The organism is Bacillus sp. mrc49 (assembly GCF_002803435.1).
Window position 1 is genome coordinate 1 of record NZ_PHNG01000543.1, and the last position, 6,181, is coordinate 6,181.

At 44.8% G+C, this 6,181-nt stretch carries 6 protein-coding genes; 4 read left to right on the forward strand and 2 right to left on the reverse strand.

The window, feature by feature from the left end; genetic code table 11:
- The 4 genes from CVN76_RS05495 to CVN76_RS05510 all read left to right on the forward strand — a co-directional run.
- A partial coding sequence (locus tag CVN76_RS05495; RefSeq protein ID WP_157805548.1) for a hypothetical protein occupies window positions 1–210 on the forward strand: 210 nt, incomplete at its 5' end.
- 260 nt (window positions 211–470) lie between these two features.
- Window positions 471–1,655, forward strand: coding sequence for a NupC/NupG family nucleoside CNT transporter (locus CVN76_RS05500; RefSeq protein ID WP_100530559.1), 1,185 nt, complete (start codon window positions 471–473; stop codon window positions 1,653–1,655).
- A 168-nt stretch (window positions 1,656–1,823) separates the two neighbouring features.
- The gene (msrB, locus tag CVN76_RS05505) at window positions 1,824–2,777 is read left to right on the forward strand and encodes a peptide-methionine (R)-S-oxide reductase MsrB (RefSeq protein WP_100530560.1); all 954 of its coding nucleotides are present in this window, start codon (window positions 1,824–1,826) and stop codon (window positions 2,775–2,777) included.
- 24 nt (window positions 2,778–2,801) lie between these two features.
- The gene (locus tag CVN76_RS05510; protein ID WP_100530561.1) at window positions 2,802–3,653 is read left to right on the forward strand and encodes an STAS domain-containing protein; all 852 of its coding nucleotides are present in this window, start codon (window positions 2,802–2,804) and stop codon (window positions 3,651–3,653) included.
- 48 nt (window positions 3,654–3,701) lie between these two features.
- Here the strand turns inward: CVN76_RS05510 and CVN76_RS05515 are convergent, their stop codons facing one another.
- Window positions 3,702–5,354: a glutamine--tRNA ligase/YqeY domain fusion protein gene (locus CVN76_RS05515; protein WP_100530562.1), complete on the reverse strand. Its 1,653-nt coding sequence runs from the start codon at window positions 5,352–5,354 to the stop codon at window positions 3,702–3,704.
- 391 nt (window positions 5,355–5,745) lie between these two features.
- Window positions 5,746–6,181: amino acid ABC transporter ATP-binding protein (locus CVN76_RS05520; protein ID WP_157805549.1), on the reverse strand; the 436-nt coding region annotated here is incomplete at its 5' end.

Consider the following 6,181-nt stretch of genomic DNA (forward strand, 5'->3'; position numbering starts at 1 on the left):
TTGGGGACGCCTCCACAAGGGTGGGCTGATGGCAGCAGGACAAAAGAAGAGATGTCAGGCGGCGGAGGCTTCCAGCGCGGGAATTCTCTAGCTCGTGAATACATCGATTTTTATCAAGGGGCAGGCGGCTTGGCAACATCCATCATCATCCTTCTGATCGGGGGAGCTGGCATTGCGACGGCGATAATGACGAGAAAGACGGCAGCCTGAAAATGGTAAAGAAGTTCATAAACAGGGAGGCTCCTCGAGAAGGGACCTTTCTTTTTGTTTTGAGAAAATCACACATGTAACTAATTGCCATTTTTGAATGAGAAATAATGATTGCACTTCAAAATAAATTAGTTTAATATATAGTTCTAAAGAGGTACGTACAACTATTTTGGATGAAAGAGAAAACGTTTGCATAAATTTTTTGAGGGTACCCTACTATTAATGCACGAACATTAAATTCACCTTAGTGGAGGCAGAATATGAAATTTCTGATTGCTATTTTAGGACTGCTTATTGTTTTTGGACTAGCTTTATTAGTGAGTAGTGACCGAAAGAAAGTTAAAATTAAACCGATTATCTTCATGGTGATCATTCAGCTTATTTTGACTTATCTTTTATTAAATACGAAGTTCGGGTTAGTGATCATCAATTCGATTGCCGATGGATTTGGCAAACTCCTGGAATGGGCAAATGAAGGGATTAGCTTCGTATTTGGCGGCATTGCAAATGAAGGAGCGGCACCGTTCTTTTTAAATGTTCTTCTTCCCATCGTATTCATCTCGGCATTGATCGGGATCTTACAGCACTTTAAAATCCTTCCATTCATCATGAAATGGATCGGGTTACTGTTAAGCAAGATAAATGGAATGGGTAAATTGGAATCTTACAATGCGGTTGCATCCGCAATTGTCGGACAATCCGAGGTCTTCATAACCTTGAAAAAACAACTTGGTGCCATTCCGCCAGCACGGATGTATACACTTTGTGCATCAGCGATGTCAACCGTATCGATGTCGATCGTCGGAGCATACATGACAATGATCGAGCCAAAGTATGTCGTGACGGCAATTGTCATCAATATGTTTGGCGGATTCATCATTGCATCGATCATCAACCCTTATACCGTTACGGATGATGATGATATCCTCGTCGTTGAAGAAGGGGCAGAAAAGCAGTCATTCTTTGAAATGCTTGGCGAATATATCATGGATGGCTTTAAAGTCGCCATGACGGTTGCAGCCATGCTAATCGGGTTCGTGGCATTGATTGCAGGGATCAACAGCTTATTCGATATGATCATCGGCATCAGCTTCCAGGAAATCTTGGGCTATATCTTTGCACCATTTGCTTTCATCATGGGTGTTCCGATTTCGGAAACCGTGACGGCTGGCGGAATCATGGCGACAAAGCTAGTGACGAATGAATTCGTTGCGATGCTGAGCTTAGGGGATGCCGCAAAAACATTGAGTGACCGTACGGTTGGAATCGTTTCCGTCTTCTTGGTTTCCTTTGCGAATTTCTCTTCCATCGGGATCATTGCAGGTGCAGTCAAAGGGCTGCATGAGAAGCAAGGTAATGTTGTTGCTCGTTTCGGCCTGAAGCTGCTATATGGTGCGACGCTTGTCAGCATCCTATCAGCGATCATCGTCAGTGTGATCATTTAAGTAACTCATGTTATGAAATGAAATCGGATTTATCTTGAGAGGCACTTGGATATACTTCCAAGTGCCTCTTTCAAATTTTGTTACAAGAATTTATTGAAATGGAAGGGTATCGGCATACCGGTATATAATACATAAAATGACTTGTCATGAAGGGAATGATGGTGGAAAATGAATGAGAATGAAACGGCCGTTTTTGCAGGAGGTTGTTTTTGGTGCATGGTCGCTCCCTTTGATGAAACAGATGGAATTATTGAAGTGACTTCAGGCTATACGGGAGGTATTGCTCCCAACCCGAGTTATAAACAAGTGATTGCCGGATCGACTGATCATGTTGAAGCGGTTCGGGTGATATTCGATCCATCGATCATTTCATATAAGGAATTAGTGGAGATATTTTGGCGCCAAATCGATCCTACAGATGACGGCGGCCAATTCACCGATAGGGGACAGCCATATAAGGCAGCCATTTTCTATCGTGATGAACGCCAGAAACGGGAAGCCGAGCGATCAAAGGAAGAATTGATGATGAGCGAACGGTTTAAAAAGCCGATTGTCACGGACATTTTACCATCGGGAAAATTTTATGCAGCTGAAGAGTATCACCAACAATTCCATCGGAAAAATCAATTTCGGTATGCATTATATCGCAAAGGCTCAGGTCGGGAAACCTTCATAAAAGAAAATTGGCCTAAGGATAACGCCCATCTTAGAGATAGGTTGACCGAGACCCAGTTTCATATCACCCAGGAAAATGGTACCGAGCCACCTTTTGATAATGCCTATTGGGATCACTTTGAAGAAGGCATATATGTGGATGTCGTTTCTGGTGAGCCTCTATTCTGTTCAAAGGATAAGTATGATAGCGGATGCGGCTGGCCGAGTTTCACAAAGCCCATCATGTCGGCAAGTGTCCATGAGAAAGTCGATGTAAGCCACAGAATGACCCGCACGGAGGTGCGCAGCAGGGAAGCCGATTCCCACCTGGGCCACGTATTTCCTGACGGACCAGGCCCTAAAGGCACAAGATATTGCATGAACTCCGCCGCCCTTCGCTTCATTCCAAGAATGGATATGGAGAAAGAGGGATATGGGGATATATTGTTGCTTTTTAAGTTGAAATAACTTTTTTGAGATAGGGGAACGAAAATGGAAAAAGTAGATGGGATTTTATATCGGTATATCCTTGATCATTCATCAACGATTACGGATAATTGGCTGGCTTTAAGGGAAAAGCAGGTGGGTTCGATCTATTCCGTGGATACCGATGCGGAAGTGGAGGAGCTCCTGAGGAAACAGAATACGTTGACGATCAAGACCGTGACCAGTGCATTATTAGAAGATAAAAGTTCTTTTATTGAAAATATGGAGCATTGGGCGACTATGGTCGCTAAAAGCAGGGTTGAATCTGACACACCGATATACGAGGTATTGGAAGCGCTTAATAAAGTGAGGGAAACATACTGGGACTTCATCACTGACCATATGCTTAAGGATGATAATAAAATTCCGAAGGATACGATCATTCGCTGGAGCAGGCTAATTAACCAAGCATTCGATCAATTGAACCGTGAGTTCACTGAGCAGTATTATCTATTGACCCAAAAACGGTTGCTGGCTCAACAGGATTTGATCACGGAATTAGGTTCACCGGTCATTCCGATCGTTGACGCCATGGCGGTGTTGCCTTTGATAGGCGAAATCGATACCTATCGGGCAAAGGAAATCATGGATACGACTCCAAGCAAATGCATCAGCAAAAATATTTCTCATCTGTTCATCGATTTATCGGGGGTCACACTCTTGGATACGATGGTCGCCCAACAAGTCTTTGAATTGATAAGCACCCTTAAATTATTGGGCATACAATCGACCATTTCCGGAATACGTCCGGAGGTAGCCCAGACGTCGATTCAGCTCGGCCTCGATTTCAGCCAGGTCTCGACCTATAGCACGTTAAAGCAGGCCCTTTCCAAGCAAGGGGTCAAACTATACGCTTGAAAATAAGCAAAGAACCAGTGCCCACGGGGGCCTGGTTCTCTTTTTTGATTACAGCTTGAATGAACTTTTCAATCCGACGATTTGGTTGAACACCAAGCGATCGGCTTTCGTAAGCTTGGTATCGACATTATAATAGCCATGCCTGAAGAATTGGAATTTATCCTGAGGCTGTACGTCTTTCATATTGGGTTCGACGAATCCTTGTAAAATTTCAATCGAATCCGGATTAACCCGCTCCAAGAATGATTTTTCTTCTTCATCTTCCGCTGCGGAATCCAAGATCAACGGTTGGTAATTGCGGAATTCCGCTGAAATCGCTTGTGAAGCCTCGACCCAGTGCAATGTCCCTTTTACCTTGCGTCCAGTGAAGCCTGATCCGCTTTTCGTTTCCACGTCATACGTGCAGCGAAGCTCAATGACGTTGTCGTTGTCGTCTTTTATCACTTCTTCACATTTAATGAAATAAGCGTGCTTTAAACGGACTTCATTGCCCGGGAAAAGACGGAAATATTTTTTTGGCGGATTTTCCATGAAATCGTCTTGTTCGATATAGATTTCACGAGAGAATGGGATTTTGCGCATGCCCATTTCCGGAACTTCCGGATTGATTTCAGCATCCAGCCATTCAACCTCGCCTTCCGGATAATTGGTGATGACCACCTTAAGCGGGTTCAACACAGCCATCGTCCGTGGGGCCTTCAGCTTTAAATCCTCCCGTACGAAATGATCGAGCATTTGGGAGTCCACGACACCGCTTGTTTTCGCGACGCCAATCTCTTGGCAGAATGCACGAATGGCTTCAGGGGTATACCCGCGCCTGCGCAAGCCTGAGATGGTTGGCATCCGGGGATCGTCCCAGCCGTCCACGAAGCGTTCGTCGACCAGTTGTTTCAGTTTTCGCTTGCTCATTACGGTATTGGTCAGATTAAGGCGGCCAAATTCATATTGCTGCGGTTTACTTTCCATTTCACAATTTTCGACGATCCAGTCATAAAGCGGACGTTGATCCTCGAACTCAAGAGTACAAATCGAGTGTGTGACTCCTTCGATCGCATCTTCTATTGGGTGGGCAAAGGCATACATCGGATAGATGCACCACTTATCGCCGGTATTATGGTGCTCGGTATGGGAAATGCGGTATATAACCGGATCGCGCAAATTGATGTTCGGCGAGCTCATATCGATTTTGGCACGCAGCACCTTTTCACCGTTTTCGAACTCACCGTTGCGCATCTTTTCGAATAGTTCAAGGTTTTCCTCAACCGTACGATTGCGGTAAGGGCTGTCTTTTCCAGGCTCTGTCAGCGATCCGCGATATTCCCGGATTTGATCGGCATTAAGGTCGTCCACGTATGCCAGTCCTTTATTGATGAGCAGCACAGCTCGTTTGAACATTTCATCGAAATAGTCGGAAGCGAAGAAAAGATTATCCCAATCGTAACCAAGCCATTTTACGTCTTCCTTGATGGAATTGACATACTCGATATCTTCCTTCAGCGGATTCGTATCATCGAAGCGCAGGTTCGTTTTGCCGTTGAAATCATCGGCCACCCCAAAATTCAAAATGATTGATTTGGCGTGCCCGATATGCAAATATCCATTTGGCTCAGGAGGGAAGCGTGTGATGATATGATCATGTTTTCCGGTCTCCAGATCATCTTTTATGATCGTTTTAATAAAATTCGAAGCGTTATTTTCCAACTGAATTCGACCTCTTTCATTTATATACTTCTTTTACTTTTACCTGTATATATACCATAAATACAGATATTTTTCCATGTTCGAGCCGGGAACAAGGTTTGGAGGCGCATTCTTAAACCATTCATCAAGTATATAGTTTTTGCCTCCAAAAAGAAAATATCCTTGAATCGTTCATTTTATGGGTCGAGTATGATCTTTACCTGGCAAATAAAATAAGCAATACAGGAACTTACGCCTGTATTGCTTATAATGATGTCCTGGCTTCAGGCCGGAAAATCGGTGTAGAAGGACGAATTATTCCCGGTCTTGGCCGGAATACCGGTGGTGAAGGACGAATTCTCCCATCCTGGGCCGGAATATTGGCCATGAAGGACGAATTCTCCCTGCCAAATCAAAAGACTGTCGTTTGCAGGAATTCCTTTGTCCGCTCTTCTTTTGGGTTTGTGAAGAAATCTTTTGGCGGGCCGCTTTCGACAACCCGGCCATCATGCATGAAAACGATCCAGTCGCCAACATCACGGGCAAAGCTCATTTCATGCGTTACGACCACCATCGTCATGCCTTCCAGGGCAAGCTCCTTCATCGTAGTTAGAACCTCGCCGACCAGCTCGGGATCGAGGGCGGAGGTAGGCTCATCAAAAAGCAGGATATCAGGCTTCATGGCAAGGGCACGGGCGATGGCAACACGTTGTTTCTGCCCGCCTGAGAGTTTGCTGGGATAAACATCGGCTTTATCTGATAAGCCGACTTTGGCAAGCAATGCCTTTGCTTCTTCAATCGCCTGGGCCTTAGGCACCTTTTTAACATGAGTGGGTGCTTCAATGACG

What these genes read in the sequence shown, in the direction of transcription:
- msrB (WP_100530560.1), top strand. Translation starts at nt 1,824, where the DNA reads ATGAATGAGAATGAAACGGCCGTTTTTGCAGGAGGTTGTTTTTGGTGC.
- CVN76_RS05510 (WP_100530561.1), top strand. Translation starts at nt 2,802, where the DNA reads ATGGAAAAAGTAGATGGGATTTTATATCGGTATATCCTTGATCATTCA.
- CVN76_RS05500 (WP_100530559.1), top strand. Translation starts at nt 471, where the DNA reads ATGAAATTTCTGATTGCTATTTTAGGACTGCTTATTGTTTTTGGACTA.